The sequence below is a fragment of the Paenibacillus zanthoxyli JH29 genome, from assembly GCF_000520715.1.
Lineage (GTDB): Bacteria > Bacillota > Bacilli > Paenibacillales > Paenibacillaceae > Paenibacillus_AQ > Paenibacillus_AQ zanthoxyli.
In genome coordinates, this window is record NZ_ASSD01000124.1 from 1 (window position 1) to 26,630 (window position 26,630).

Consider the following 26,630-nt stretch of genomic DNA (forward strand, 5'->3'; position numbering starts at 1 on the left):
TGTCGACACTAAGATACTGGGACTACTACAACATGACCGGAATCTTTACGGACTTGCACGAAAGAGCCAAAAATAGGGAAACGTTCTCGAAACTCTACGACATTATTATATCTCGGGAAAATATCCTTTTGGCCTATCGAACGATCAAATCCAACAAAGGTTCCCGCACAGCTGGAACAGACGGCAAGACAATAGACAGCATCAAAGTCCAAACCGATGAAGAAATTGTAACTCTCATCAAGCAAAAACTGTTGAATTACAGACCCAAAAAGGTCAGACGTGTCTTCATTCCGAAGCCGAACGGCAAGCAAAGGCCCCTAGGCATACCATGTATCTTGGATCGGATCATCCAGCAATGTTTCAAACAAGTGTTGGAGCCCATTGCAGAAGCCCACTTTTACAAACACAGTTACGGTTTCAGACCCATGCGAGCCACCCATCATGCCATGGCACGGGTACAGCATCTTATTAACTTTAACCGACTTCACTACATAGTGGACATCGATATCAAGGGCTTCTTTGATAATGTTAATCACACTAAACTGATGAAACAGCTTTGGAACATGGGCATCCAAGATAGAAAGGTTCTTCGGATCATTAGCAAGATGTTGAAGGCTGAAATAGAGGGTGAAGGCAGGCCAATCAAAGGAACCCCGCAAGGGGGCATCCTATCTCCTTTACTCTCTAACATCGTCCTGAACGAATTGGATCAGTGGGTAGCTGGACAGTGGGCCGACTTTGAGACCACGTTTACCTATGCTAGAGAGGACGGTAAATACGCGGCGCTTAAGAAGACCCATTTGAAAGAAGGCTATATCGTCCGCTATGCGGACGACTTCAAAATCTTATGCAGGGATTGGAAGACCGCCCAAAAGTGGTACCATGCCGTCAAATCGTACCTCCAAGAACGACTAAAACTGGACATCTCGCCGGAAAAATCGCAGATTCTGAATCTTCGAAAGCGATGTTCCGAATTTCTTGGTTTCACGATTAAAGCCGGCAAAAAGGGACAAAGGCGAGTATCACACACAGGTATTAACAACAAAAAGAAGCAGCAGATCAAGAAGGAAGCGAAGGAACGGATTCAAAAGATTCGTCAATCGCCTACCGCTAAAAATGCTCTTCTATTCAACAGCTATGTCTTAGGTCTACATAACTACTTCAACCGAGCGACACATGTAAGTCTTGAATTCTCACGTCTTGCCCGAGATCTACGCATGTTTCTCTACAACCGTTTGAAACAAGTCGGTAAATATGAGCATCCGAACAACTCGCCCCCGGTTTATCTGAAATTTTATAGTCCTAATTATAAAACATTCAAGATCGCCAATGTTCATCTCTTCCCTTTGGCTAACGTTAAGATGAAAATAACTATGAATTTTAACCAGGATATAACTCCGTTCACAGTACAAGGGCGAAAGCGAATAAACAGTGATCTCCATCCGGATATACAACGGGAAGTTGTTAGACTCATGATGTCCAAACTGCCTGAACGCAGCGTTGAGTATATGGATAACCGTCTCAGCAGGTACAGCATGAAAATGGGAAAATGCGAAATTACTGGCATGTTCCTATATGCAGAAGATGCTCATTGTCATCATTACCTGCCGAGCAGTCTAGGAGGAAGCGACTTATTTAAAAACCTTCGCATCCTCCATAGAGATGTTCATAAACTAATCCATGCTTCTAGGGAGAATACGATTCTGGAACTCCGAAATCGTCTGGACTTGACCGACAAAATGATAACGACGGTTAACCAGTACCGTAAAATGTGTAAATTGGAACTTATTGATTAACGGTTACAAAGAAGATGGAGCGCCGTGTGCGGTGAAAGTCGCACGCACGGTGTGGAGGAGGGGAAAAGGCAGAGATAACATCAAAGCCTTACCTATTCCTATTGAGGTACGTCAGCAGAGCCAAAACGAACATGCTAAACATGATCATCAGGGACAAAGCTTGATAGACGTGAAAAAGCCTTAATAAAGAAATGGTTACCCGCATACGGTGCATGTCGAGTGCTCCATATTACTTAAATGGAGGGGCGGCGAGCCCCTCTTTTTTGTTACATTAACTCCAAATATCAACAATAGGAATCCCATGTTCAATTCTTGTTTTGGCTTCGGCAATATAATCTTTGCCCCATTGATTTAATTGCGATAGATCAGGATGATTTTTGTACATGCCGATATATACAATGATTTCCCGAAGAAGCAGAAATAATGGGACTTTTTTTATCCAATAATCATCGATTACATTTTCGAGAGTGTAACCCTTCATAAAATGCTCCATGAAACGGGTTGCCTGGGATTCGCGCAGCTCTCTTCCGTCATCCCCGCCGTACACATAAACCAGATAGTATAGCTGAGTGACAATGTCATCGATAAACCAGCTGTACTGGGCTTCATCGAAGTCAAACAACGTAATTCCGCTCTCATTTATCCTCAAATTTCCAACATGAATATCCCCGTGTGTTAATCCATAGGATTCAGCGTCAACCGGCAATTCTTTTTTTATTAATGATATTGTATTTGTGCATCCAAGAATCACCCTTTCTTGATTAGAAGGAAGAAACTTGTGCATATTCATCAAGTAAAAATTGTATTGCCACTCATTACGTTGTATGGTCTGAGTTGAAGGTGTATAAGCCTTGGAGAGAGCATGTAATTTCCCGACGGATGCACCACATTTATAATACAACTCATGGTCATGAAGGCAGTCAGGGTAAGTAACCAATTCTCCTTTTGCTTTGAGAAAAGAAGTAATGATAAAAGAGGAATCATTTACATGGACATATTCAACTAGATTTTTCTTTGTGGATTCAACTGGTATAGATACTGAGAGACCGTTACAATGCAAGTATAATAGCCAATCTAATTCGCCTTTAACTAAATCCATACTGCGGTGTTCAGTAGGCGTAAACCGTAGAATATACGGGTGTCCATTTCTTTGGTATTCGTATACAAAATTCATGGAACCGCCTATGCTTATCAGTTCCTCTATAGATGTGTCATATAGGGCTGCTCCATACCGTATAATCTCTTCATTAAATTTTGATTTAAATTCCTGTTCCAAGTCTTTTTCTCCTCTCTAAGATAAATTCTTATAGAGAGAAGTTACGGATTCGGATGTACCTGAAACAATGAAAATTCATGCTCCATCGCTCCTTTGTCCGGATTTACTAATTCTTACTTTCTATTTGATGTGTCGTAAACCCTTTTAAAGAATAGTCTATGTTAAATTACATTTTTATAAAACGGAGGATTATATGAGCGGAATTGCCCAAACACCACAGCCACCTTACTATGCCGTAATTTTCACTTCTGAACGAACAGAAGGGGATAATGGTTATGCTGAAATGACAGAAGAAATTGTGAAGCTTGCATCAATCCAACCTGGATTTTTGGGAGTAGAAAGTGTCCGAGAAGGTTTAGGTATCACTGTCTCTTATTGGGATTCACTCGAAGCAATACAAAAATGGAAACAAAACGAGAGACATCTATTTGCACAACGTAAAGGAATGTCAGAATGGTATCTCAAATATAAAACGAGAGTTTGCAAGGTGGAACGAGATTATGGATATGAAGCAACAAGTAAGGGTTGAATTACTGTTGTAGTTTATATGAACCCTTAATTTAAGAGGCCTTGAACTATGTTCAGAGGGGTATAACTTATGAATATAAAAAAAATAATCATACTATCACTTGTATCAATTTTCATATTAAGTTCAGCCGGAGGTTATTATTTCTCCTACCAACTTCCAAAATCAATGGTGAATCGTATCATTCACAAATCAATCGAAGGTAATTTTTCTGATTTAAATATAAGGACCCAAGATAAGGAAACCCTACAGCAATTTTTCAAAAGTGAATATGCTACAAAAGATCTGGATTTTTCCGGAGAACTCACACATATGAACCCGAATCGACCTGAACTACTCTATAACTTCGAATATATTGACTATAATCAAATCAACCAAATCAGACAGATTATTGGTGGAACCCTTGCTATTGAAATGACTCGCCAATCTTTTTTCAAATGGAAGATCAAACAGGTAAGAATCATAAAAAACCTGCAAATATACAATTAATGTTCACAAGTATGCGAAGGGGGATGAACAACATGGAGTTAACAATTATCGAACGCCCGCCAACTGTTCTGGAACATAAAACTTTATGGGAAGCGGTTGGATGGGGAAAAGTTAATATAGAAATGACCGAACAGTCCATTGCCAATTCAATCTATGGCGTAGTTGCAATAAGTGATGGAATCGTAATCGGTATGGGACGGATTGTGGGCGATGGAGCAATGTACTATTATATCCAAGATGTAGCTGTACTGCCTGAGCATCAAAATAGGGGGATCGGCAAGAAAATTATCGACAAACTGCTGAACTATATCAATGATAATTGTGCTGGAGCCGGTTTTGTCGGTCTATTCGCATCACACGGAAAAGATGAATTTTACGAAAAATTCGGATTCAAAGACCATTCCCCCGGAATGACCGGGATGTTCATGGTATTGGACGAATAGTTGTGGCGGGTATGATTAGTCGCCCTTTAAATTGAGCAGAGAGAGGGACAAAGTTCCCTCTTTTTTATTCTAAGGTAATGGTATTGACTGACCCGATGGAAAAATTCATAACGTTGTTCCTGAACACATTTGATTTGGAGGTGTTTTATGAATAAAAGCTTGCTAGACCCAAGAGCTCACCCGTATTGGTTACGTCCTCATTCTATAGAATGGTATGCGCAACTTGGGAAAATGAAAGGACAGTATTCTTATCCGTGGAGCTCCACAATATCCCAACCCAATGGTGAAACCCTATTTACAGAAAAAGTATCACAGGTGGTTCGGAATAAAAAAGTGTTAGACATCGGATGTGGACATGGAGAGTTCACCATCCATTGGAGTCCAATAGTTAAACAAATTATTGGTTTTGACATTACAAATGATTTCATTCAAACAGGGAATGAAGCTAGTCCATCAAATGTAACCTTTATTACAGGAAACTCAAAAAACAGGCTGCCATTCAAGTCGGAGGAATTTGATGCTGCATATAATCGTAGAGGCCCGACTTCTTCTTATCTGGATGTTAGACGAGTGGTTAAAAAAGGAGGTCAGATTCTCGGATTACATCCCGGTGATGGTATGACGGCAGAACTCTCTGAGTGGTTCCCAAACTTGTTTGAGCCGATTTCGAGCGGAACTTTCGTATTAGACAATCTCAAACAAAGACTTAAACAAGGTAGCTTGGTACATGCTGAGATTGAATCATTGAGGGGGATTGAATACTTGCATGAGCCAATTGATGTTATTAAGATGCGTTGTTTTGGTCAGACGCCCTCTATTTACGAATGGGTTATAGAGAACTGCCTTTCCGAAGTTGAGCGAATATTCAAAATGAACGCTACAACAAGTGGCTTACCTATAGCATTTGAACGCTATTTAGTACATGTGACGGTCTAAATATATTAACTCCTGTCCCATATACCCCACCATTAAGCCCCGCTCAAAAACGACTGAACATATTTAACAATTTTTCTCGCCGCAGGAGACATTGATTTCAAGGATGGGGCGGCGATGCCGATGGAGCGGCAATGATCGCCTTCCAGGCTGAGAATGCGAATATTGTTTGGGACTTGATATAACACCATTTCAGGAAGGATGCTGATTCCCATTCCATTTTGAACCATGGAGATAATCGCCTGGTCATCTTCCAGCTCGAATTTAATATTGGGGGACACATGGTTTTCTTTGAGTATTCGCCTCACATCGTTATCGCAGCTTTTCTTGGGCAGGATGAACGGCTCTTCTTTGATTTGTTCAAAACGGACCTCATGTTGTGCGGCAAAAGGGTGTTTATCGGGAACGATCAGCACCATCCGGTCTTTTTTCAATGGAATGACTTCAAATGACTTCGGTGCGGGCAGCGAAAGAAAGCCAAAATCGACGGCGCCGCTGGCAATCCAGTGCTCGATTTCTTCATAGCTTCCTTCCAGCAGTTTAAGTTCTATGAAAGGGTGGCTTTCGGCAAAGGAACTCATGATTCGGGGCAGCCACTGTATGGATACGCTCGAAAATGTGCCGATACGCACCGTTCCCGTTTCCAGCCCGTTGATATTTGCAATTTGCTGCTTTAACCGCTCGTTCCCCTTCAAAATTTCACGGATGTAGGGCAGGGTCAGCTCGCCGCTGCTCGTTAAATGAACTCCGGCACGTCCCCTGCTCAGTATGGAAAATCCCCATTCCGATTCCAGGCTGGCAATTGCATGACTCACAGCAGATTGGGTTAGACCCAGTTCCGCTGCGGCTTGGGATAGGCTCCCCAATTCCACAACCGTATGAAAAATCTCATACTTGGCCAGTGACATTTTCTCATCACCCTATTGGTATTATTTTTTTTCAACTGAGGAATGAATAACATTCATTTTCTTTATATAAAATGTACACGTATACTTCGAAGTAAGCAATACCATGCTGAAAGGAAGTAATTATGAATACTCAATTAAAAGCTAATCTTATGTTGTTGATCGTGACCCTGTTTTGGGGTTCGTCCTATTTGTTCATGAAAATGGGGCTCACGAATGTACAGGAGTTTAACCTGATTGCCTTGCGGTTTGGACTGGCTTTTATCGTATCCGGACTGGTCTTTCACAGGCGGCTTATTCATGCGGATTTTAAAACGGTGAAATATGCATTTTGGCAGGGCACCATTTTATTTCTCGTATTCGCCTCGATTACGTTTGGCGTGAAAACCACATCCGCTTCCAACGCTGGATTTTTGGTTAGTTTAACGGTTGTTTTTGTGCCGCTGCTGCTTGCTGTCTTTTTTAGGAAGATGCCCGATAATAGAGTTATTCTCGGAGTAGTTTTAGCCTTGACCGGCATAGACTTCTTAACTTTAAAAAATCAATTCATCATCAGTTCCGGGGACTTTTTGTGCATCTTAGGCGCGTTGGCTTATGCCCTCCATATCATTGTTACAGGGAAACTGACCAAGGATGTGGATTCCATTGCTCTTGGAGTTCTACAGCTTGGATTCGCAGGAGCGTGGGGACTGCTATTCTCCGCTTTCCTGGAGCAGCCGCAGCTTCCAAGTACAACGGAGGGTTGGATTTCGGTTCTGGGATTAAGTATTTTTTGCAGTGCCATTGGTTTCGTCGTACAGACAACTGCCCAAAAATATACGACTCCAACCCATACAGGTCTGCTGTTTTCATTGGAGCCCGTTTTTGCGGCTTTGTTGGCGTTTGTTTTTGCGGGTGAAAGGCTGACCCTCCAAGGCTATGCGGGAGCTGGTCTCGTGCTGCTTAGTGTGTTAGCCGCCCAGATCGATATCAAAAAGTTACTAAGAAAACTGGGATTCCATAAATCCAGTGCGGAGTCTCAAACTAACTCCATAGCAGGCTGAAGGAGATGAACAGAATGAACGTACTCATTGTCTACGCCCATCCGGAACCAAAGTCATTCAACGGAGCGTTAAAGGATCTTGCCGTTGCCGTCCTGACAGATGAAGGTCATCAGGTTAAAGTGTCCGACCTCTATGCGATGAATTTCAAGGCTGCTGCCGATCGCGATGATTTTCTCATGCTGGATAACCCGGACTTTTTTAAGTATCAGCTTGAGCAAGGACATGCTTCAAAAACAAATACCTTTTCAAAAGATATTAAAGAAGAGCAGGAAAAGCTGCTGTGGGCTGACTTTGTGATCTTTCAGTTCCCTTTATGGTGGTACTCTGTCCCTGCGATTCTGAAAGGCTGGTTCGATCGGGTGTTTGCCTCGGGCTTTGTGTATGGTCAGAGAATCGGAAGATATGATAAGGGCGGATTCCAAGGGAGAAAAGCGATGGTCTCCATGACAACCGGATCTCCCAGGGAGGCCTTTCCTCCATACGGAATGGATGGGGATATTCATGAGAAGATCCTTTATCCGATTAATCATGGGATGCTCTATTTTGCGGGCCTTGAGCCTGTTGAACCTTTTATCGCCTGGACTCCCGCACGTGATGAGGATGCCCGAATCCGGTACTTGGAAGATTACAAAAAACGTCTTCAAAATCTCTCCGCGATACCTTCTATCCCGTATCATCCTACTGTTCATTATGACGAGCATCACCAATTGAAATTGGAGTATAGGTAATAGATACATCAAAAAATAAAAGCCTTTCCATTAAAAATAACAGATATAATGAGATTGCAAGCTAACCCGTGAAAGGAGAGTAGCTCCCATGAAAGAAAAAATCACTTACTCGTCGATCGACGAGTATATTGCAGCGTGCACTCCCGAGGTTCAGGAGATTCTTCAGACGTTAAGGCAAGTGATCCAGGAGTCGGCGCCGGACGCGAAGGAAAAGATCAGCTACCAGATGCCTACATTCGAGCTCCATGGAAATCTTGTGCATTTTGCGGCTTTTAAGAAGCACATCGGTTTCTACCCGGCCCCGAGCGGAATCGAAGCGTTCAAAGAGGAAGTAAAGGAATATCACAAGTCAAAAGGGACATTACAATTTCCCCTCGATCAGCCGCTGCCCTATGACCTCATCAGCAGAATCGTTAAATACAGAGTTGCAAGCAACATTGAAAAAGCGGAAGCGAAATTGAAAAAGAAGAGCTAATTACTTGGGGGGATGAAAATGAGAAGCGAGAAAGAAATGTTCGATTTGATACTAGGCATAGCTCAAAAGGATGAACGAATTCGTGCGGTGTATCTGAACGGCTCGCGCACCAATCCGAATGCCCCCAAGGATATTTTTCAGGATTATGATATTGTTTATGTAGTGACTGAGACAGCCTCTTTTTTAAACGATGAACAATGGACAACTATTTTTGGTGATATGCTTATGATGCAAGAGCCGGATAAGAATGACCAGTCTTTAGGCATAGAGATGGATTTTTCCCGGTCTTACGGATATCTAATGCTGTTTACAGATGGAAATCGTATCGATCTGCATATTGAAACCAAAGAATCGATGCTTCAAGGGTATGTTAGCGATAAACTGACACTTCCCTTATTAGATAAGGACAACTGCCTGCCAATCATCCCTCCTCCCACAGATATTGACTACCATGTACAAAAGCCCACGGAGCCACTATTCATGAGCTGCTGCAATGATTTTTGGTGGTGTCTGCAAAACGTCGCCAAAGGAATTTGGCGTGATGAACTGCCGTATGCGAAACAAATGTTTGAATGCGTCATTAGAAGCCGTTTGGATGAGATGATTGCATGGTGGGTGGGCACAAAATATGATTTTCAAGTGTCTATAGGAAAAATGGGGAAATATATCAAGAAGTATCTCCCCGAATCCTATTGGGATATGTACAAAGAAATCTATTCGGACAGCAACGATCATCATATGTGGAATTCGGTTTTCACAGCCTGCGAGTTATTCCGGATTCTGGCCAAAGAAGTCGCCGAGTAATTTTCAGTATACATATGAGATCAAGGATGACGTTAACATGACTAATTATCTAAGGCGTGTTAGCGAATTGCCTGTTGATGCCAATGGAATATTTTGAATTTTGCTGTGGATGATCCCTTCGTGATTTCAAGTTGAAAAGTGTTCCGGTAGTTACATAAGTATAAGTTAGTGACTCATTGTAACCGATAATAGTATGTAACAAAAGAACACATCATGAAGGGAATTATTGAACTTTGAAGACTAGGATTAAAGCAGCTTTTTCGATCATACTGCCATTTATTTTAATTGCGCTAGCCTATACTTTTTACACCAAGACTAACACCATGTCCAGGCCGCAGCTAGATATCATACAACTGTCTCCTTATGCAATATTTCTTTTAGGGACTGTTGTCTCTTGGAAATTTAACCGCAGCCGGGAATTTTTCATCTTAATCATTCTTATTCTATGTCTAGCGTTAATTAAATATTTGCCGGGTACTATTGGTAGACCAGCGCAAACTTCCGATATCTATTCGATCATTGGTTTGGTGATTCCCATAAACATTGCGCTTTTTTCTTTTTTAAAAGAACGAGGGATATTCAGTTTATGGGGATTTATTCGTATAGGGCTTATTCTTTCCCAATTCTTATTCATATTCTGGCTAATTAACTCAGGACAAAGAGAGTCTCTCAATCTTATTCATAAAGACATATTACCTGTGAAGCTGGATTCAATAACTCCAATATCGCAAGTGTCAATCATAGCCTTTGCGGCAACTCTAATCATACTCATCATTCGGCAAATTTCATACAAATCCTCGCAGGATATTTCCTTTATAGGTGTGCTATTTGCGTTGTTTTTTGCACTGTATCATAATACTAATCCAATATTTTATGCCATATTTTTCGCGGCTTCAGGAATAATTCTTATAACAACAATCATACAGGATTCGTATTCCATGGCATTTTCTGATGAACTTACAGGTCTGCCATCAAGGCGGGCCCTCAAGCAGGATATGATGAAATTGGGTATGAACTATGTGATTGCTATGTTGGACATTGATTTTTTTAAAAAGTTCAATGACACTTACGGACATGATACCGGAGACGAGGTTTTAAAGCTGGTTGCTTCGATCATAAAGGATGTTACGGGTGGGGGAAAATCCTTTCGTTATGGCGGAGAGGAGTTCACTATTCTTTTTCCAGGCAAAAGCATAAATGATGTGCTTCCTCATCTTGAAGAACTGAGAGAGAAAGTATCCAAAAGGGGCTTTACACTGCGTGGGAAGGGCAGATCTAAAAAAAATTCAAAAAGCAGATCTAGAAGCGCCAAACCTTCCAAACAAATATACATAACCGTAAGTATCGGCGTCTCCCAAAAAAGTGAAAAGCACAAAACTCCAGATGCTGTTATGAAATCCGCCGATACAGCGTTATATCGTGCAAAGAAGAAAGGGAGAAATTGTGTTAGTAAATAACGTGAATGCAGCCGAATTGCTTCGACGTTCATATTCGTATATAATGAGTTGACTAATTGATGAATCACTAACCTGATTGAGGGGGCGGCAATTCGATGACAAAATTCGAGACGAAATCGGTTAATCGCAAATCAGACATCATTTCAGCGGCAATCGAGGTATTCGCAGAGACTGGGTACTTTCGGGCAACGACGGCACAAGTCGCGGAACGAGCTAAAATATCGCAGCCCTATATCTTTCGTTTTTTCTCGACTAAAGAAGCTTTGCTGCTGACGGCGCTGGAGGTATCCTGGACGCGAGTGATCGATTCTTTCCGCAAGGTCGTGGAGTCCGCGTCGCCGGAACAACTGGAGACCGAGCTAATCCAGGCTTACGTGGTTATTTTGGAATCCTATCGGAATGAAGTGCTGCTTCAGATGCAGGCGCAGACGATCCAGGAAGAATCGATCCGGGAAGCGATGCGGGGTGGATTTGGGGAAGTCCGCCATATGGTTCTGGACGCTTTCCGCTCAGCCGGCATTCCCAATGCGGAGGAACGGACGATGCTATTCCTGGCCCGGGGAATGTTATGTAACATTTCGGCAGCGCTGGCTATGCCCGAGTTAATGGGAATATGAGAAAAGGGCGAGATTTTTAAAAAGTGGTGATTGACTAATCAATCACCACATGGTACATTGTCACTAAGTTAGTGATTGATCAATCACAACATTAGGATGAGGTGATTCTATTGGAAAAAGCAATTGTCGTTGGAGCAACTGGCGGAACTGGCGCTTCGGTTACGGAGGAACTGGTCAAGCGAGGGATACGGACAGTGGCCTTCGGGCGATCTCGCGAGAAGCTGGAGCAGCTTAGGGCGACTCGGTAATCCGCAGAATTTAACAATTGCAATAGGTGACGCTTTTCGTCCGAATGACATCGTGACCGCTTCAGAAGGTATGGACGTCCTGTTCCATTGCGCGAACGTGCCGTATCATGAGATGGTCAACAAGCTGATTCCTCTAGGCGAATCCGTGATGGAGGCCGCAGAGCGGCTGAGCTTGAAGGTGGTCGTGATCGACGGCATCTATCCCTATGGAAGAAGACAGATGGCCCGGGCGACCGAGGAGCATCTGAAGCAGCCGCATACTAGGAAAGGTAAGATTAGACTCGCCTACGAGAAGATGCTGTTTGGTGACCGATGGAGCCGGGCCAAGGTTATGATCGTCCGCTTGCCGGATTATTTCGGCCCTACAGCGAACGAGGCTTCTTATCTAGGCTCTACGCTCGAAGCAATCGCAGCCGGTAAAATGGCTCTTTTAATGGTCGGTGGTAATTGATTGATCATTAACCACTGTGCGGGAGGCAGGTTATGAAGCGTTTAAGCCTCGTGGATTGCGGAGATGTCCCGGTTGGAGCCAGTCAAAGTTATGTGCGGCGGAGTCTATACGGTAACCGGCGTAGGCAATGCCTGTACGGCTGCCGGACCTACAGCAGCACCGTAGACAGGGTCAACAGCTCACTCAAACGCAGCGCATCCTGAATTTTCCTGAAAAAGCGCAGGTTTTTCCGACGAATGGCCGTGAGAAAGATGGAATCCCTGCGAAAGTGCGGGAATTAGAAGCCTGAACCGCCACGATGGACGATTGTAGCCGAAGTGTCTGCACTTTTGCACCAATGTGGAAGACCCCAAGCTTTTACGAGAAAAAAGATGCAGCGCCGCAGGTTTTTCCATCACGACAGGTTTCAATGGATGTCTTTAAGCCTGACTATTCGTCTGCTTGGAGCGTATTAAAGTGGCCGCCAAAACCGAGCTCGTCCTGCCTACTGCTAAGTTAAAGTACTGGGGACGAAATAGGGACGGAGGTCATTTCTTCCACGGTAAAATCGTTTCGATGGGAACTCTCCACTTAGCTTGAGAGACTTGTTCAAGTGAAACCATATAGAAGGCTGGAAACTCGAGAAGCTTTTGAAAATAACCCTTATTCGTATATACTTTGAAATAGTAGATTACTTGGAGTTCCGACAGATTCTATTGACTGTATTACCAAAGATAGGGGGGCTTAACGTATAATGATTAGCGCGATTTTAGTTGGTATTGTCGCTTTGGAACATTTGTATATCTTATATTTGGAAATGTTTTTGTGGACTACACCTAAAGGATTAAAAGCTTTTGGAACAACAAAAGATATTGCCGAAGCTTCAAAATCTTTAGCTGCTAACCAAGGGCTATATAATGGATTTCTAGCCGCTGGATTGATTTGGAGCTTGTTGTATCCTGATGCAGCGGTGGCTCGCCAACTTCAACTTTTTTTTCTGGTTTGTGTTCTTATTGCAGCAATTTTTGGAGGAATAACCGCTAAAAGATCGATTCTTTTGGTTCAGGGACTTCCTGCGCTGGCAGCTCTATTATTTGTTTTGATGAGTTAATGCATAAGAAAGTTCGCCCCGGGTTACGGCAGCAGAACCTGAACAGAGCGAGTTGAATAACGGCCCGCTGCTGGCGGTTGCGGGACAGACGCCAACCGCCGCACAGCCGGCAGCCGTTAAAGCGAAGAAGACACGCAAAGAGATTATTGAAGACAGCCAGAAGCGGGTCGTGACAATTGAAAGCGGGGAAGGGCTCGGTTCGGGATTTCTGTACAACGGCAAAGGCGATTTGCTGACGAACGCGCATGTGGTTGCCGGTTCCCGGGATGTAACGGTGCGGACGAAGAGTCACCAGGAATACAAGGGAAAGGTCATCGGGATCGGCACGGACACGGATGTGGCGGTTGTCCGCGTGACGGAGCTTAAGCAAACCGAACCGCTGCAGATTGCCCGCAGCAATAAAGCGGAGATTGGCGATGAAATATTGGCGCTGGGCAGTCCGCTTGGACTGGAGAATACGGTAACGACAGGCATTATCAGCGGGCTGGGCCGCAGCTTTGATATCGAGCCTTACACCTACAGCAATATGTACCAGATTTCCGCGCCGATTGCGCCCGGCAACAGCGGCGGGCCGTTGGTGAGTGCGGAGACGGGCAATGTACTGGGGATTAACTCCGCCTCCGCCACCGATGAAGCGGGGATCGGATTCAGCATTCCGATTTCGAGTGTGCTGAAGCAGGCGGAAGCATGGTCGGAGCATCCGATGACGAAGCTTCCGGACGTAAGCGCGGACGTTACGGCGAGGGAGACGCGCTGACGAACAGCCGGAGTATTGTAGCTGCTTTTTATCAAAGTCTGAACGATGGCGATTATGTCACGGCTTATTCCCTGCTCGGCAGCGATTGGCAGAGCAAGACGGACTATGCGGATTTCCGCAGCGGTTATTTGAAGACCGGCTATATTTCCATAGGGACCCTAACTGCCGAAGAGCAGGACGGCGGCACTATGGTCAGCGTCGATATTACGGCCGAAGAACGCCGCGAGACAGGGACCGTATACCAGACTTACCGGATGAGCTACTCGGTGGGGTATGAGAACGGCAATCTGAAGATTTTGCATGGCAGGGGCAAGAAGGTGGATTAAAAAAAGGGGCCATAGCCCCGCTGTTTCAGATAAGAACAGGCGGGCTATGGCAAGTGTTAGCATGGTCGGGATTGAAAGTTACATATTGCAACGGCTCTTAGTAAGAGCCCTCAGCAATCATAATGTCGCGCTCCAGGTCGGCTACGGATAAGTCCTGCTTGAGATAAGCGTTATCCTGCGGGAGCGCGAGTTGAAAATCAGTACAGGTGCAAATGGAAATGGTACCCTGTTCGAGCACGAAATCCATTACATGTCCACCTCCGTTGCGGACGTCATTGATAAAATGCAAATGATATCCGGCAACGGCGATCCCTTGTGCGAAAGCGGGAGTCCAGAAACCGGCGATGACGCCGTCCACATCGGCAAAATCAAATGACGGCTGGGACTTGGTAACCTCCACAAATGGCGGATACGGCTTATCCTGATGCGGGACGGTGCGGGTGTGAACCTCCCGGAAATGACCGTCGATTCGGATCGCATGGAACAGATTCGGGCTGGGAACCAGATCGTCCAGTATCTTCTCCAGCTCTTGACGGGTTACCGCCCTATTTAGCGGGGCAGTCTGCTGCTGTTCAAAAAAGGTGACGGAGGAGAACGGCGTACTTTCGTCGAGACTGACTTTTTGGGCAGTTCCGTCGGGGTATAAATGAAAGAATTCCCCGTCAAAGGCGATCATCTCGCCATCCAGCTGATGAAAGGTTCCGATGCCGAAATCGCCGTGCTTTTTCAATTCTCCAAAAGTGACCGTCCCATCATACAGACCGCTGAGCAGCGCAACCATGGTCGAGGCTTGATAGATGACGTGACTATCCATTTATCCTCATCTCCTTTTTAGTGGATGATATACATAATAATATCAGTTTGCCTTATCAGGCAGCAGTTTTTCCCCTAGCTTGGCGCTGTCTCTGTAGTCAATCGGGATCTCGACGACCACGGGGCCTATCTGATCGAGAGCGCAGCGCAGCACTTCTTCCAGTTCCTCCGGCCGATTGACCCGTAAGCCTACTGCGCCGAAGCTCTCGGCATACTGCACAATATCAATGCTGCCAAAGTCTACGCCTGAGGTTCTGCCGTACTTGTTCATTTGCTGGAATGCAACCATATTATAGGTGCCGTCGCTCCATACAATATGAACGAGCGGAAGCTTCAGGCGGACCGCCGTTTCCAGTTCCATCGAGGAGAACAGGAACCCGCCGTCCCCGGATATGGAAATGGCTTTCTCGCCCGGACGCACCAGCGCGGCGGCAATGGCCCAAGGCATAGCTACACCGAGGGTTTGCATGCCATTGCTGAAGAGCAACCGGCGGGGTTCATAGCAACGGAAATAACGAGCCATCCAGATATAGTGTGAACCCACGTCACAGGTGACCGTCACCTGATCGTCAATCAGCCTTCGCAAGGTGAAAATAAAATCCAGCGGGTGAACAAGCTCTGAATGGGAAGAGTAGACTTCATTTCCGTCCTGATCCAGCTTCTGCTGCAACTCTTTCAGTACGGAGAGCGATTCGGGGGGGAATAGAAGGCCTTGTAAATGCGAAGCTAACGCTTCGACGGTTAAGACAATGTCGCCGATTAACTCGATTCGCGGCTGGTAATCATGGTCGAAGTCCGCCTGCCGGTTATCCAGATGATACACTTGCCGGTCGCCTTCACGATTCCAAAGATGAGCATCGTACTCGATCGGATCATAGCCAATCGTCAGGACGACATCGGCTTCTTTCAGCAGAAGATCGCCTGGCTGGTTGCTGAACAAACCGACTCTGCCCATAAAATGTTCTTCCAGATCACGTGAGATTACGCCGGCCGCCTGAAAAGTCTCAACAACCGGAATGTCGGTGCCGCGGATGAGATTCCGGATCGCCGAGGTCACTTCCGGCGAACTTGCTTTCATACCGAGCAGAATAACCGGGAGTTTGGCCTTTCGTATATTGGCGGCGACCGCTTCGACAAGGTCAGAGGGGGCCGGGCCAAGCTGAGGAGTGTTCAGAGGACCAAAGTTGAAGGTTACCGCTTTGTCGAGCAGCACATCCATCGGGAGGCTGACAAATGCCGCTCCCGGTTGGCCGGTGGTAGCCTCACGGAACGCATTCGTAATCGCTTCGGCGACATTATTCGGATGTTCAACTTCCACACTATATTTCGTGACCGGTTTAAATAAACCGGCATTATCCATGGATTGATGCGTATGTTTCAACCGGTCTGCCCGGGAGACGGCCCCTGCGAGCGCCACGACCGGGTCGCTTTCAGAATTGGCCGTCACAAGTCCCGTAACCAGATTGGAGGCGCCCGGACCGGAAGTTACCAGGCATACCCCCGGCTTTCCGGTTAAGCGGCCGACAGCCGCCGCCATAAATGCGGCGTTCTGCTCATGCCGGCAAACAATAAGCTCCGGGCCCCGTTCCCGTAAAACATCAAATACAGAATCGATTTTGGCTCCGGGAATTCCGAAAATGTAGGGAACCCCTTGCGATATCAAACTGTCAACAACTAGATTAGCACCAGTTGTCGTTGTGGCGATCGTTGTAGAGATTTTTGAATCTGCTCCCGCGCTCATCCTATCCATCTCCTTGTCTTTAAAAATCTCTGAAAGTCCAATTCATTTTCTTTATTTCCATGAATATGCAGAAAGCATAACGCCAACCTCTATTATATTCCCATAAAAAGTAAAATCAAGTGAAAAAGTTCAAATCCTATTTCATTTCACAAGATAGTCAAATAAGAAGCCAATACCGAGAAGGTCTGTGGTATAGTGAAAGCATAAGTACAGGACAAGGGGGCTCATTATGACGATTGCAACAACGATGATTATCCGGCTGGATATCGAGAAGTCGGTTGCTTCCTTTGGGGATGTCGCTTCGGGCATTGCCGCGGCGGGCGGGGATATTGTCGCCATAGACGTTATCCGAGCGGGCGGGGAGATCACGACCCGGGATATTACGGTGAATGTGCTTGACGCCGGCAACGAGGAGATTATCCGCGTATTGTCGGATATGCCGGGAATTAAAGTGATCAATGTATCCGACCGGACGTTCCTGGCTCATCTGGGCGGCAAAATCGAGATTATCCCAAAGCTGCCGATCAAAAACCGCGAGGATTTATCCCAGGTATACACGCCCGGGGTGGCACGGGTCAGTATGGCTATCGCCGAGGATAACTCGAAAGCGTATACATTGACGATGAAGCGCAATACGGTTGCGGTCGTAACCGATGGGACAGCGGTACTGGGCCTGGGGGACATCGGACCGGAAGCAGCTATGCCGGTAATGGAAGGCAAAGCGATGCTGTTCAAGCAGTTGGCCGGAATCGACGCATTTCCGCTGTGTCTTGATACGAAAGATCCGGATGAAATCATTAGAATCGTCAAGGCGGTCTCACCCGGCTTTGGCGGCATCAATCTGGAGGATATCTCCTCTCCGCGCTGCTTTGACATCGAACGGAGGCTTGCGGAGGATCTGGATATTCCCGTATTCCATGACGATCAGCACGGTACGGCGGTCGTCGCCCTGGCGGGACTTATGAATGCGCTTACAGTGGTTGGTAAGACGCTGGAGACGGCCAAAATCGTCGTCGCCGGCATCGGCGCGGCGGGAGTCTCTATTTGCAATCTGCTGCTGGCTGCGGGAGCCACGCATGTATGTGCGGTCGACCGGGAAGGCATCCTCTGCAAAGGTGTGCCCTATACCAACGAGGAATGGCGGAAACTTGCCTTCTCTACCAATCCCGAGGGTATCCAGGGTCTGCTGGGAGAAGCGGTGAAGGGGGCGGATGTGTTCATTGGGGTGGCCGGAGGCGGCATCCTGAACGTCGGACATGTCCAAAGCATGGCTCAAGACAGCATCGTCTTCGCGATGGCGAATCCCATTCCGGAAATACAGCCGGAGCTGGCAGAGCCGCATGTGCGTGTTCTGGCGACGGGCAGAAGCGATTATCCGAACCAGATCAATAATGTGCTATGCTTTCCGGGCTTGTTCCGGGGTGCTCTTGACTGCCGGGCGAGAGCCGTTAATCTGGAGATGAAGCTGGCGGCCGCCCGCGCGATCGCGGCGGTGGTTCAGCCGGATGAACTCAACGAGCTGTATATTATTCCGAGTATTTTTAATGAAAAAGTGGTGGAGCACGTACGCAGCGCGGTTATTGGGGCGGCCATCCGAACCGGCTCAGCGCGCAGAATACCGCCGGATTTCCGAGATCCTATTCATTTACAGAATTGACCATAAAGGGTACACTTAATGAAAATTTGCTTGTGCAAAGGAGATGGAGATCCCATGCATCAGCCAGGTGTATTTTATGGGGGAGGGTTTGCAGAGGAATCGAAGCCTTGGATTTGTATATATACGCAAAAAACCGGGAAATACGCGATCGTTATGAATCCGTTCATCCGAGGGATTGATGCCTTTGATTGTGATACAATAATAGCAATAGAAATTGGAGGTGGCGAAATGCGCTGGCAAGAAGTACAGGAACGCTTTCCAGCTGAATGGGTTGTTTTGGAAGCAACGAAGGCTCACTCCGATGGAGGTCATCGATATATTGAAGAAGTGGTTGTAATCGATACGTTTGCCGATTCTACGGAGGCACTTCGCCGCTACAGCGAACTGCACCGGCAAGAACCTGACCGCGAATATTGCTTCTTCCACACGTCCCGACCGGAACTGATAGCGAGGGAACGTTATGTTGGAGTTCGAGGGCCAAGATGAATATAACTGAGGAATACGGATTGCCCTTTGTAAGAATAGTGATTGCTTTTAGGGGTAAAGAACTTGAACTGAATAAGATGCTGCTCGATACGGGATCGGCAAGTACGCTTTTCAATGCTGATTTGGTTCGGGAGATTGGGATTGTTCCTGAAGAAAATGATGTTGTGGATACCATTCGAGGAGTGGGTGGAGTACGTATACACCAAGCTCTTGGAAGCCATCCATTTCGATGGTCACTCGGTTTCACATTTTCAGGTCGAGATTGGAAGCATGGACTATGGTATGGAGATTGATGGTATTATTGGATTTGATTTAATGAAGGCAATTGGTCTAATAATCGATACGAATGAAATGACAGTCAACTCACATCTGTAATTGGTATAGAATGCTGTATTCTGAGGCTAGAAAGACTGTGAGTAAAAGAATAAAATGGATAACCCCGCCAGGCTCAAGGCCTGACGGGGCTGTTTGTTTAAGGAGTGAAATCGGCCGGACTTATGCTTTCGCCGCTAACTCCCGCGCCCGCAGTTCGACGCGGCGGATCTTGCCCGAGCTTGTCTTCGGGAGGTCGGAGATAAACTCGATTTTGCGCGGGTATTTATAAGGCGCTGTGATTGCCTTGGTATGGGCCTGAAGCTCTTTCGCAAGCTCCGGCGAGCCGGTGATTCCGTCTTTGAGCACGACAAAAGCTTTGACCACATGGCCTCTGATTGCATCGGGACTGGCTACGACCGCGCATTCTTTGACCAGCGGATGCTTCATCAGCGCTTCCTCCACCTCGAAGGGCCCGATCGTATACCCGGAGCTGATAATGATGTCGTCGCCGCGTCCCTCAAACCAGAAATAGCCGTCCTCGTCTTTGGCCGCCCGGTCGCCGGTAATAAAGTATTCGCCGCGAATGCTGCCCGCTTTGCGTTCCGGTTCTTTGTAGTACGTCTGGAACAAAGCCGGCATGCTTACATGAACGGCAATATCGCCGACCTCGCCCGGAGGAAGGGGAACGCCGTTCTCGTCCACGACATCGATCATCCCCTGAGCGGTTGCCCGGCCCATGGAGCCGATACGGATCGGCATGTCCTTCAGTGTACCGATCAGCAGCGTACTTTCCGTCTGCCCGTAGCCGTCGCGGATGGTGATGTCGAAATGGCGCCCAAATTCGTTAATGACCTCCTGATTTAGAGGCTCTCCGGCGGATACGGCGCAGCGCAGGCGGGAAAGGTCATACCGCCTGAGTCCGTCAATTTTGGCCATAAGCCGGTATTCCGTTGGCGTACAGCACATGACGTGGATCTCCCGCTCCTGGATCAGCTGCAAATAGCGGTTTGGCTGAAAAGCGCCGTTGTAGACAAAACCGGTGGCTCCATTGCCGAGCACCGACAGAAAAGGGCTCCAAATCCATTTCTGCCAGCCGGGAGCGGCCGTTGCCCATACCGTGTCCGATTCATGAATGTCGAGCCACAGCGAAGTGATGCGCAGATGTGCATAGCCCCATCCATGGCTGTGAACGACCGCCTTCGGGTTGCCGGTGGTGCCGGAGGTGTAAGCGAGAATCGCCATATCGTCCCGGGTGGTGGGAGCTGCGGCAAATGTATCCGGCTGGCCTTCCATCAGCCCCTCCAGTCCCAGCCAGCCGGATTCGGCTTCGCCGCCTGCGGCGGAAACCGAGAGGAGGAAATCGAGAGCGGGCAGATCGCCCGCGACTTTATTCATTTCTCCCGTAACCTCCGACCAGGATATGACCGCTCTGGCTTCGGAGTGGCGGAGCCGGTAGTCCAGATCCTTGGCACGCAGCATTTCCGAAGAAGGAATGATAACAAGCCCAAGCTTCAAGCAGGCCAGATATATAACATAGGCGATGATTCGGCGCGGAACCATAACGAGGACCCGGTCGCCCTGACGCAGTCCTAGCCCCGCCAGGCCTCCGGCCAGCCGGTTGGCCAGCTTCATCAGTTCGCCGTACGTAATTTCCTCGTATTCCCCTTTATCGCTCAACCATTTAAGCGCAAGCTTGCCGGACGGATGGCGTTCCATCTCAGACGTCATATTGTAGCATTCCGGGGCTATCCATTGCTCTTTCATCAACTAATCCATCTCCCATATATGAAAGGTAATAGTAATTCGATGCTATTATAGCATGAACTATTAGTACCAGGTACTATTCGTGTTACGAATATATTAACATTCGAATGGATGAAGGCGGTTAAAGCTCGTTTCGTAAGGCTGGACAAATGGGTATTCTCTTTTTGCGGGGGATGACAGTTTGTTCTTTATAAAGTACAACAAAGATGATAAATTAAATACATGCTGCAATCTTCAGCTGCAAGGAGACGAGATTTCGGGGGGGACAGGATGGGTGCAATTAGCGGGATTTATAGGTTTGGAAGCGATGCGGATGCTGCCCCGGCCGGATCGTCCATTTTTAGGAAATTGAAAGTCTGTTCTTTCCAGCGTACAGAAGAGTGGAGCGATCGCTCCGTACATTTGGGCTGCGGAATTATTTATAACACCCCTGAGTCCAAAATGGAACAATTACCGCGCTGCAATGAGGGTCAAACCCTGGTCATTACAGCGGACGCGATCATTGACAACCGTGCTGAATTACTGGAGCAATTCAAGCTGAAACCGGGGGAATCCCCCGTTATAACCGATAGTGAGCTCATTCTCCGGGCCTACGAGAAGTGGGGATATTCATGTCCTGAGCATTTGATTGGTGACTATGCTTTTGCCATTTGGGATGCTGGAAAGCAGGAGCTTTTTCTCGCTCGTGATGCCATGGGATCAAGGACGCTGTATTACACCTGTGAGCGTGGTTTTTTTGCTTTTTGTACAATCGAAACTCCGTTATTGGAGCTGTTCGGTGAGCAGGCCGAGCTGAATGAAAAATGGATTGCGGACTTTTTGGCGATAGACGGAATTCAGCATGAAATGGAATGTGAGGAAACGGTATACCGGAATATTTACCAGCTGCCGCCTGCGCATTATGGAATAGTAAACAAGGAAGGTTTTTCCAAGAAAAAGTATTGGGAGCCGTTAAGGGATATCAAGCCGATCCGTTTCAAGACAGATGAAGAATATGTGGAAGCCTTCAACCGCTGCTTCTCCGAAGCAGTGGCCTGCCGGCTCAGAAGTGCGGGCGAGACGGGGATATTCCTAAGCGGCGGGATGGATTCCGGGTCGATTGCCTGCGTTGCGGCGCCCAAACTGGCTGAACAGGGCAAGAGGTTGTACGGCTTCACATCCATTCCGGTTCCGGAGTTCAACGAGCGGCCGCCCAGAATGACCATTTATAACGAATCCCGTGAAGTGGGGCTCATCGCCGAGGCGTATCCTAATATTGATATCACTTACAGCAGTTTTGCGGACAAAAATTGCATGACCGATATCGACGAGCTGATTCGGATCTTTGAACAGCCGTATAAGATTTTTCAAAATATGACCTGGTATCATTCATTTTTAAAAATGGCCGCTTCAAGAAACTGCACCATTATGCTGAACGGACAGACAGGCAACAATACGATCTCGTACGGTAATTTCGCGGTTCATCTGGTAACGCTGGCAAGAAGAGGGAGAATCGTCTCGGCTGCCCGGGAGCTCTATGGATTCAGCAGATTGGTGAATGAGCCGGTAACGAAGGTGCTGAGAAGTGCGATTCCGGTAGTGCTGCCGTACCGCTTGAAATTATGGAAGAACCGGACGCGGCTGCGGGAGTTTAATCGTTTTACTAATGTGGTCGTCAAAAGGTCGCTCGTCAGCAAATGGAAGGTAACTGACAGGCTGGATCAGATTGAAGCGAATACACCGATCAGCCGTTTTCCGGATTATGAAGAAGACAGGAAGGCAAGGACCAGTCCGCTGCCGTTCACGCACATAGGGGCGGTGGAAACTAAGCTGTCATTAGCCGATGGCATTACCATTCGCGACCCTTCCCGGGATAAACGCGTGTTTGAGTTCTGCATGGCGATTCCTTCCGGACAATTTGTGCGAAGCGGCCAAGAACGGTATTTGCTGCGCCGGGCGATGAAGGGTGTGCTCCCGGACCCGATTCGGCTGAACATTATTGCCAAAGGGCTTCAGAGTGCGGATTGGATATACAGGCTCGCCCCGATCTGGCCCGAGGTTCTGGCTGAAGCCGAGCAAGCCTTGGAACAAGGGAGCTTAGAGCCCTACGTAGAAGCCGATAAGCTCAAAGAGAATCTTGCCAAGGCGAGCGGGGATGTGCGCAAGGCGGAGGACAGTCTGGTCAGATCCATTTTGACGGCCGTCATTTTCTCCAGATTCATCGAAGATTTCAAAGGGCGGAATTCTTAACATTCGATACTATATCCATGGCCTGAGGTGGGGTAAAATGAGCGATCATGACTTCGAGTTTCGTTACAAAGCTTTTGGGTTTAATATAGCGTCGGGCTTTCTGCTTGATGGCCTGCTCCCGGCGGAAGGGCCGCCTGAAGTATATATCCGAGAGGGAAAAGTGCCTGTAGAGGTGCCCGGTTCACAAGATTCCCATGCGTATACGGTCGTAGAGAACGACGGCTTTGCCTTTCGCGTTAAAGATATCGGCACGTTTCTGGTCTTGGACGGCAAGCATATCATTGCAGAGAAAAGTGAAAGCTGCGAGCCGGAGGCTCATGTGCTCTTCATCCTTGGCACCTGCATGGGCGTGCTCTTGATGCAGCGCGGCCTGCTTCCGGTTCATGGCAGCGCTCTGGCGCTGGAGGGTAAGCATATTATCATCACCGGTCAATCCGGCGCGGGCAAATCGACGCTGGCGGCGGCGCTGAACAGGCGAGGCTGTTCTTTTTTGGCGGATGATATTGCGGCGCTTAAAGAAGATGAGAGGGGAGAATCGTGGATTGTTCCCTCGTTTCCAAGGCAGAAGCTGTGGCGGGATACGGCTGAGAAGATCTTTGGCAGCGTAGATTCCCTGAACCGAATCCCGGGTGTCCGGGACAAGTATCATGTGCAGATGGACGGGGAGTTTATTAAGGCTCCGAAAAGGCTGGATGCGCTCTTTGAACTGACCACGCATTCAGGTTCGGAAGTAGCTGTCTCTGAAATAAAGGGTCCGGAGAAGTTGATGGTCATCTTACGGAATATCTATCGTCCGGAGATCATCGAATTTATGGGAAAACAGAGCGAACACTTTATGCGCTGTTCCAGGCTTGCATCAAGCCTGCCTGTTTTTCATATCGAACGCCCTGAGGCGGGATTTACGGTTGATGAACAAATCAAGGGCATAATTCATAGATTGAGGCAGCTTTCACTACCATAAAAAAACGTTCGCAATAACGATCGAAATTCTTGATTTTAGGAAAAAAGTAGTGTATTCTAGATAAAAATATTGCTAATTTCCTTCATGGCTAACATGTATTTTAAGGACAAGTGGCAATGTTTTTACAATATCAGGAGGTGAAGTGCATGAGCAAGAAAGTTTGGGAAAAGCCGGAAGTAAAAGAGCTTAAAGTGAGCAGCACAGAGTATGGGAATATGCTTAAGACCAAACCTGATGCCAGTTACTCTGACGGTGTGCACACCTGGTATTCCTTCTCCTAAGACCGAAAGAAAAAAGAGACTTCGGACGGTTCTACGGTTTGAGGTCTCTTTTTGATTTGTAAAGAAGGAGCTTGCCTACTCTTAGTGAGTAACAAGCTCCTTCTTTTGTTCGAACAGTTGGCCTTTGGACAAGCGGTAGATGTGATCGCACACATCAAATACGGATAAACGATGGGTGATGGCGATGCATGTTCGCGGGGGCTGGAAATTCCGGATATTTTGCAGCACGGTCCACTCCGTATCCATGTCCAGTGCGGATGTCGCTTCATCGAGAAGCAGGATCGCCGCCGGCCTCAGCAGCGCGCGGGCAATCGCGATTCGTTGGGCCTGGCCTTCGGATAAGCCGGAGCCGTGTTCGCCGATAACCGTATCAATGCCTTGGGGCAGCTTCTCGATAAAGCCCCGGGCGCAAGCGGCTTCAATAGCGGCGTTGATTTCCTCCTCGGTGGCTGAGGGATGACCGATCCGCAGATTGTCCGCAATCGTGCCGGAGAATAAAGTATTGCCTTGCGGAACATAGGAAAAATAAGATCTTGTATCAGCGGAAAGGCTGATCCGTTCATGATCTTTGCCGATAATGCAGACATCCCCGGTCTGGGGCTTGATTAACGCGAGCAGAAGCCGAAGCAGGGTGGTTTTGCCTTCGCCCGAGGTGCCGATGAGAGCGATCAGCTCGCCGGGCTGAACGCGGAGAGAAACCCCGGTAAGAATCGGCTTATTCGCTTCATAGCCGTATACTACATGCTCCATTTGCAGGCCGGATATGCCGTCCCGAGTGGCAGGAAGATTCCCCCGCTTGTTCTCCGACTCCAATTGTTGAAAGACGATCAGCCGCTCCGCTGATGTAATCATGGCGATCAGGACGGGGAACGTACGGGCCAGACCTTCAAGCGGTCCCTGAATTTGTCCCACAAGCTGCAAAAAAGCGGTAAACATCCCAAAGCTGGCAGCTCCGATAGAGATGCGGTATGCCCCCCAAATGAAAGCGAGAAAAAAACCGAGCCTGTATCCGACTCCCATAGTCAAATCTGCGGCAATATTAAACCGGGTGCGTTTAAGTATCCAGAACAGCCGGTTCGCTTGAGAGGCTTGTACCTTTTGCAGGCTGTCTTGTTCATGCTCGAACGTTTTCACGATCAGCAGATTTTGGACGCATTCATGCAGCAGGGAACGATAGCGGCTTTCCGCGGCTTGAATCTGATGCTGCATCTTCTTCAGCCTGCTGCCTATATACCAGCTGATGAGCACGGACACCGGTCCAAGCAGAAAAGCGAAGAGAGCCAGCGTCTTGTCAAAATAAAGCAAAGTGATGAAGGCCGCCGCAAACTGGGCAATCAGGGAAATGATGCTAGGTAGGGTGTTAACCAAGCCGTCGGTAATATTGGCAACATCGTTGGTCAGATGCGTCAACAGATCGCCGCTGTGGTATTTTCCGGCAGCGCTCCACTCCGCTCTATACAGCCGATCCATAAAGTTCCGCTGCAAATCATTGTTCATTGCCTCTCTCAGCTTCACGGTTCTCAAGGTCAGCAAGGATGAAAGAGCTAACTGGAGGATCAGAATCAGGGCGAAAGCGATTGCGTATATGCCGCTGACGCGCATGCTGCTCTCTACGGCATGATCAATCACCTGCTTCGAGACAATGGCAAGAACGGTGCCGCTTAGTGAAATGATTACATTTAAAATAATGATAACGGACAGCGCGCCCCATTTTCCCGTCATGCACTGTTTCAGCCAGCGGTAAATATCGGTGTTCAAGAGATGTCTTAGTTTTTTCATATGGAATGATCTCCAATCTGCCGGATTAATGAACAAGTATTAGAGTGAGCAGGAAAGTCTGTGATGCGGGAGCGTTCGCTAGAAGAAACAACATCTGCCGGTTGGGGGTGTCTGTAGTCTTAACGTGAGTCTATCAAAGATAGATCAAAAATCAAGCATGATATTTAGAGTTCAATGATTGTATTTACAAAAAACTAGTACTTCCTCCTAGGCCCCTTAATTAAACTGGAGTCATCCCAC

The 26,630-nt window shown here is 47.3% G+C and carries 27 protein-coding genes and 2 pseudogenes; 22 read left to right on the plus strand and 7 right to left on the minus strand.

Annotation, left to right across the window (positions count from 1 at the left end; all coding sequences use genetic code 11):
- The coding region (ltrA, locus tag L691_RS0104920) for a group II intron reverse transcriptase/maturase (RefSeq protein WP_025689146.1) at positions 1 to 1,796 on the plus strand (1,796 nt) is incomplete at its 5' end.
- 88 nt (positions 1,797 to 1,884) lie between these two features.
- Here ltrA and L691_RS33900 read toward each other — a convergent pair.
- Positions 1,885 to 2,010, minus strand: coding sequence for a putative holin-like toxin (locus L691_RS33900; protein WP_332249030.1), 126 nt, complete (start codon positions 2,008 to 2,010; stop codon positions 1,885 to 1,887).
- A gap of 57 nt (positions 2,011 to 2,067) precedes the next feature.
- Complete coding sequence (locus L691_RS0104925; protein WP_025689147.1) at positions 2,068 to 3,072, minus strand: phosphotransferase enzyme family protein; 1,005 nt, start codon at positions 3,070 to 3,072, stop codon at positions 2,068 to 2,070.
- A 193-nt stretch (positions 3,073 to 3,265) separates the two neighbouring features.
- On the opposite strand from L691_RS0104925, the gene L691_RS0104930 reads away from it, so the two are divergent.
- From L691_RS0104930 to L691_RS0104945, 4 genes are all read left to right on the plus strand, one after another.
- On the plus strand, positions 3,266 to 3,601 hold the full coding sequence (locus L691_RS0104930) for an antibiotic biosynthesis monooxygenase family protein (protein ID WP_025689148.1): 336 nt from the start codon (positions 3,266 to 3,268) through the stop codon (positions 3,599 to 3,601).
- Positions 3,602 to 3,670: 69 nt separating this feature from the next.
- Complete coding sequence (locus L691_RS0104935; RefSeq protein WP_025689149.1) at positions 3,671 to 4,087, plus strand: hypothetical protein; 417 nt, start codon at positions 3,671 to 3,673, stop codon at positions 4,085 to 4,087.
- A gap of 32 nt (positions 4,088 to 4,119) precedes the next feature.
- Complete coding sequence (locus tag L691_RS0104940) at positions 4,120 to 4,530, plus strand: GNAT family N-acetyltransferase (RefSeq protein ID WP_025689150.1); 411 nt, start codon at positions 4,120 to 4,122, stop codon at positions 4,528 to 4,530.
- Between the two features lie 147 nt (positions 4,531 to 4,677).
- Positions 4,678 to 5,466 (plus strand): class I SAM-dependent methyltransferase, encoded by a 789-nt coding sequence (locus L691_RS0104945; protein ID WP_025689151.1) that lies wholly within the window; start codon positions 4,678 to 4,680, stop codon positions 5,464 to 5,466.
- Between the two features lie 32 nt (positions 5,467 to 5,498).
- Here L691_RS0104945 and L691_RS0104950 read toward each other — a convergent pair whose 3' ends face one another.
- Positions 5,499 to 6,371 (minus strand): LysR family transcriptional regulator, encoded by an 873-nt coding sequence (locus L691_RS0104950; RefSeq protein ID WP_025689152.1) that lies wholly within the window; start codon positions 6,369 to 6,371, stop codon positions 5,499 to 5,501.
- A 122-nt stretch (positions 6,372 to 6,493) separates the two neighbouring features.
- Here L691_RS0104950 and L691_RS0104955 point away from each other — a divergent pair, with 122 nt between their 5' ends.
- From L691_RS0104955 to L691_RS30520, 11 genes and pseudogenes are all read left to right on the plus strand, one after another.
- A complete protein-coding gene (locus tag L691_RS0104955) occupies positions 6,494 to 7,411 on the plus strand; it encodes a DMT family transporter (protein WP_025689153.1) in 918 nt (305 codons plus the stop codon).
- A 14-nt stretch (positions 7,412 to 7,425) separates the two neighbouring features.
- Positions 7,426 to 8,139 carry an NAD(P)H-dependent oxidoreductase gene (locus L691_RS0104960; RefSeq protein ID WP_025689155.1) on the plus strand — a complete coding sequence of 238 codons (714 nt, stop codon included), beginning with the start codon at positions 7,426 to 7,428 and terminating at the stop codon, positions 8,137 to 8,139.
- Positions 8,140 to 8,227: 88 nt separating this feature from the next.
- Positions 8,228 to 8,614: an iron chaperone gene (locus L691_RS0104965; RefSeq protein WP_025689156.1), complete on the plus strand. Its 387-nt coding sequence runs from the start codon at positions 8,228 to 8,230 to the stop codon at positions 8,612 to 8,614.
- Positions 8,615 to 8,632: 18 nt separating this feature from the next.
- Positions 8,633 to 9,515: pseudogene (locus tag L691_RS27850) on the plus strand (aminoglycoside 6-adenylyltransferase).
- A 136-nt stretch (positions 9,516 to 9,651) separates the two neighbouring features.
- Complete coding sequence (locus L691_RS0104975) at positions 9,652 to 10,875, plus strand: GGDEF domain-containing protein (protein ID WP_025689157.1); 1,224 nt, start codon at positions 9,652 to 9,654, stop codon at positions 10,873 to 10,875.
- A 95-nt stretch (positions 10,876 to 10,970) separates the two neighbouring features.
- Entirely contained in the window at positions 10,971 to 11,492 is a 522-nt protein-coding gene (locus L691_RS0104980; protein WP_025689158.1) for a TetR/AcrR family transcriptional regulator, read from the plus strand.
- 110 nt (positions 11,493 to 11,602) lie between these two features.
- Positions 11,603 to 12,176: pseudogene (locus tag L691_RS27855) on the plus strand (SDR family NAD(P)-dependent oxidoreductase); the annotation flags it as partial.
- 47 nt (positions 12,177 to 12,223) lie between these two features.
- A complete protein-coding gene (locus tag L691_RS31820) occupies positions 12,224 to 12,394 on the plus strand; it encodes a hypothetical protein (protein WP_156934165.1) in 171 nt (56 codons plus the stop codon).
- 530 nt (positions 12,395 to 12,924) lie between these two features.
- Positions 12,925 to 13,281 carry a DUF1304 domain-containing protein gene (locus tag L691_RS0104990; protein ID WP_036735375.1) on the plus strand — a complete coding sequence of 119 codons (357 nt, stop codon included), beginning with the start codon at positions 12,925 to 12,927 and terminating at the stop codon, positions 13,279 to 13,281.
- 52 nt (positions 13,282 to 13,333) lie between these two features.
- Positions 13,334 to 14,038, plus strand: coding sequence for a S1C family serine protease (locus tag L691_RS27860; protein WP_051459303.1), 705 nt, complete (start codon positions 13,334 to 13,336; stop codon positions 14,036 to 14,038).
- A complete protein-coding gene (locus L691_RS30520) occupies positions 13,969 to 14,364 on the plus strand; it encodes a hypothetical protein (RefSeq protein ID WP_051459304.1) in 396 nt (131 codons plus the stop codon). Before L691_RS27860 ends, L691_RS30520 begins: the two co-directional genes overlap by 70 nt.
- Positions 14,365 to 14,461: 97 nt before the next feature.
- On the opposite strand, the gene budA is transcribed toward L691_RS30520, so the two are convergent.
- Both budA and alsS read right to left on the minus strand, forming a co-directional pair.
- The gene (gene budA, locus L691_RS0105000) at positions 14,462 to 15,178 is read right to left on the minus strand and encodes an acetolactate decarboxylase (RefSeq protein WP_025689160.1); all 717 of its coding nucleotides are present in this window, start codon (positions 15,176 to 15,178) and stop codon (positions 14,462 to 14,464) included.
- A 42-nt stretch (positions 15,179 to 15,220) separates the two neighbouring features.
- Positions 15,221 to 16,918, minus strand: coding sequence for an acetolactate synthase AlsS (gene alsS, locus L691_RS0105005; RefSeq protein WP_025689161.1), 1,698 nt, complete (start codon positions 16,916 to 16,918; stop codon positions 15,221 to 15,223).
- 229 nt (positions 16,919 to 17,147) lie between these two features.
- Here alsS and L691_RS0105010 point away from each other — a divergent pair, with 229 nt between their 5' ends.
- The 3 genes from L691_RS0105010 to L691_RS27865 are packed head-to-tail and all read left to right on the plus strand — an operon-like array spanning position 17,148 to position 19,354.
- Positions 17,148 to 18,575 (plus strand): NAD-dependent malic enzyme, encoded by a 1,428-nt coding sequence (locus L691_RS0105010; protein ID WP_025689162.1) that lies wholly within the window; start codon positions 17,148 to 17,150, stop codon positions 18,573 to 18,575.
- Between the two features lie 54 nt (positions 18,576 to 18,629).
- The gene (locus L691_RS33355) at positions 18,630 to 19,061 is read left to right on the plus strand and encodes a hypothetical protein (protein ID WP_232229098.1); all 432 of its coding nucleotides are present in this window, start codon (positions 18,630 to 18,632) and stop codon (positions 19,059 to 19,061) included.
- A complete protein-coding gene (locus L691_RS27865; protein WP_232229099.1) occupies positions 19,058 to 19,354 on the plus strand; it encodes a pepsin/retropepsin-like aspartic protease family protein in 297 nt (98 codons plus the stop codon). The genes L691_RS33355 and L691_RS27865 overlap by 4 nt, the downstream gene beginning before the upstream one ends.
- Positions 19,355 to 19,556: 202 nt before the next feature.
- Here L691_RS27865 and L691_RS0105025 read toward each other — a convergent pair whose 3' ends face one another.
- The gene (locus tag L691_RS0105025; RefSeq protein ID WP_025689164.1) at positions 19,557 to 21,140 is read right to left on the minus strand and encodes an acyl-CoA synthetase; all 1,584 of its coding nucleotides are present in this window, start codon (positions 21,138 to 21,140) and stop codon (positions 19,557 to 19,559) included.
- A gap of 270 nt (positions 21,141 to 21,410) precedes the next feature.
- Between L691_RS0105025 and L691_RS0105030 the strand changes: the two genes are divergently transcribed.
- From L691_RS0105030 to L691_RS33905, 3 genes are all read left to right on the plus strand, one after another.
- The gene (locus L691_RS0105030; protein ID WP_025689165.1) at positions 21,411 to 23,369 is read left to right on the plus strand and encodes an asparagine synthase-related protein; all 1,959 of its coding nucleotides are present in this window, start codon (positions 21,411 to 21,413) and stop codon (positions 23,367 to 23,369) included.
- 37 nt (positions 23,370 to 23,406) lie between these two features.
- Positions 23,407 to 24,330 (plus strand): phosphoenolpyruvate carboxykinase (ATP), encoded by a 924-nt coding sequence (locus tag L691_RS0105035; RefSeq protein ID WP_025689167.1) that lies wholly within the window; start codon positions 23,407 to 23,409, stop codon positions 24,328 to 24,330.
- A gap of 146 nt (positions 24,331 to 24,476) precedes the next feature.
- Positions 24,477 to 24,611 carry a hypothetical protein gene (locus L691_RS33905; protein ID WP_269634832.1) on the plus strand — a complete coding sequence of 45 codons (135 nt, stop codon included), beginning with the start codon at positions 24,477 to 24,479 and terminating at the stop codon, positions 24,609 to 24,611.
- Positions 24,612 to 24,692: 81 nt separating this feature from the next.
- Here L691_RS33905 and L691_RS0105045 read toward each other — a convergent pair whose 3' ends face one another.
- Positions 24,693 to 26,390, minus strand: a complete 1,698-nt coding sequence (locus L691_RS0105045; RefSeq protein ID WP_025689168.1) for an ABC transporter ATP-binding protein — start codon at positions 26,388 to 26,390, stop codon at positions 24,693 to 24,695.
- Positions 26,391 to 26,630: the final 240 nt, after the last annotated feature.